General features: G+C 30.5%; 2 protein-coding genes. Both read left to right on the top strand.

Features of this window, described 5'->3' with window-relative positions; all coding sequences use genetic code 11:
* Nucleotides 1–99 precede the first annotated feature (99 nt).
* On the top strand, nucleotides 100–639 hold the full coding sequence (locus tag M4I23_RS19385) for a hypothetical protein (protein WP_249755508.1): 540 nt from the start codon (nucleotides 100–102) through the stop codon (nucleotides 637–639).
* A 158-nt stretch (nucleotides 640–797) separates the two neighbouring features.
* Complete coding sequence (locus M4I23_RS19380; RefSeq protein WP_158850506.1) at nucleotides 798–1,706, top strand: hypothetical protein; 909 nt, start codon at nucleotides 798–800, stop codon at nucleotides 1,704–1,706.
* Nucleotides 1,707–1,917 lie beyond the last annotated feature (211 nt).

Here is a 1,917-nt window from a genome sequence, read left to right as displayed (position 1 = left end):
TGCGTGTTTGTAACGTCTGATTTTCCTTCGGAAAATCCTCGCATACAAACCCGCAACTATTCTTATACATAAACGTTGTGCGCAAGCTTGAAAAACCACATGAACAGTAAAAAGAAATGGACGAAAGATTATTACGCTGGAAATTTACTTTGGTTCGGAATTGCTTGTTTTGTATTTGCTTTATTTTTTTTAGCACCTACTCTATTTACATCAGAAAAATCTCTGATTGAAAAACGTGGAAAAGTAGAAAATGTAAAAGCGTTTTATACACGAGTTAGTTCAAAAGGACATAAAAGTGTAAAATCGGAATTGATATTAAATCTTGAAAATGACACACGGAATTATAAGCTCGCTAAAAATATTGAACAGAGTTGGAATAACGAAAAATATGAACTAATTGAGAAAGAATTAAAAAAATCTGGAAAAGCAATTGTTTGGATTAAGGAAAGTGAACAATCTGATATGGAGCCTGAAGTTTTCCAAATTGCAACAGGAGAAAACGAAGTGCTTTATGATATGAATGACGTAAAATTTGAATTGAAATTTCTCTTTCCTTTTTTGATAGTTATGGGCATTTTTGGAATTGGAGTTTACTTACATAATAAATATCCGAAACGAATTAAAAATTTGATAAAATAAAAAGCCTGCGCACAACACCGTATAAAAATAATTGCGGCTTAGTGCTTAATCAAAGGTCGTTGCGTGTTTGTAACGTCTGAATTTCCTTCGGAAATTCCTCGTATACAAACCCGCAACTATTCTTATACATAAACGTTGTACACAATTTGACTACGAAAATGAAAAAAATATTAACACTGTTAATTCTGACTATCTTTTTTGGATGTGACAAAGATGATGGATATGAATCAATTGAAATAGACAACAGTTCTTTAACACACGCTGAATTAGGCTTTGAATTAGAAGAGCCTGAAACTATATTAAATGATATTGCAAAAGGAAGTTTTGATAAAAATATTCAAAATGTTTTACTACAAATGTTTGATAACTTTCCTGAACCAGCGGAAAGATATTGGGAATTTGAATATATAGAAGACACAAACAGACTTTCTAAAATGACTTTTTATTTACCACATTATTCAGGCTGTGAAAAGAACATTTTTGTCTTCCATTACAATCTTGAGAATCTTATTGAGTCAATTGTGTCAACAAGAACTAATCTTTGTAATGAATATGAAGTTATAAAAACTTACACATTTAACTACAACAATAATGGACTTCTAAAAAGTATTTTTATGGATAATGACTATTTCGTTGAGGAAAACTACTTTGGTTATTATCCAAACGGAAAAATTAAGGAAATTTATAATGACCATCGAGGAAGAGGTTTTGATGTTAGTTTTGGTCACCAAAAATTTTACTATGATTCTACTTTTTCAAACGTTACGAGAGTAGAACACACAAGTGGAACTAATTACAGTTATACTTATAAATATTTCTACGATAATAAAGAAAATCCATATAAAGACCTTTTTATTGCAGTATCAGTTTTTATGCCATACATCGGACCAGCATATTTATCTGAGAATAATGTAACAAAGGTTATTGAAAAAAACGAAAATAATGTAAATGGTAACGAATTCACAAATGAATATCTTTTTAATTTCTCTAATTCAAATGTTTTAGAAAGCTATTCTGATATGGACGAGGAAGAGTTTCCATATATTTTATATTCAACGAACCAATAAAAACTGTGTACAACACCGTGTATAATTAATTGCTAGGTTCTTCCCTACTTGCGAAAATTCCTGCGGAATTTTCACGGGTTCGTAAAAGTTTGCTAAATTAGTTGCTTAACCACGCAACTAACCATACACAAAACCGTTGTAAGCAAGCTAACCGAAACCTAAAACAATGAATTTAAATAACCAACTTATGATTTTAAAAAAACGCAAAGGA

The organism is Algibacter sp. L4_22 (genome assembly GCF_023473045.1).
Classification (GTDB): Bacteria; Bacteroidota; Bacteroidia; order Flavobacteriales; family Flavobacteriaceae; genus Algibacter.
The sequence above is the reverse complement of the archived record's forward strand: the minus strand, read 5'-3'. Positions and strand labels throughout refer to the sequence as shown.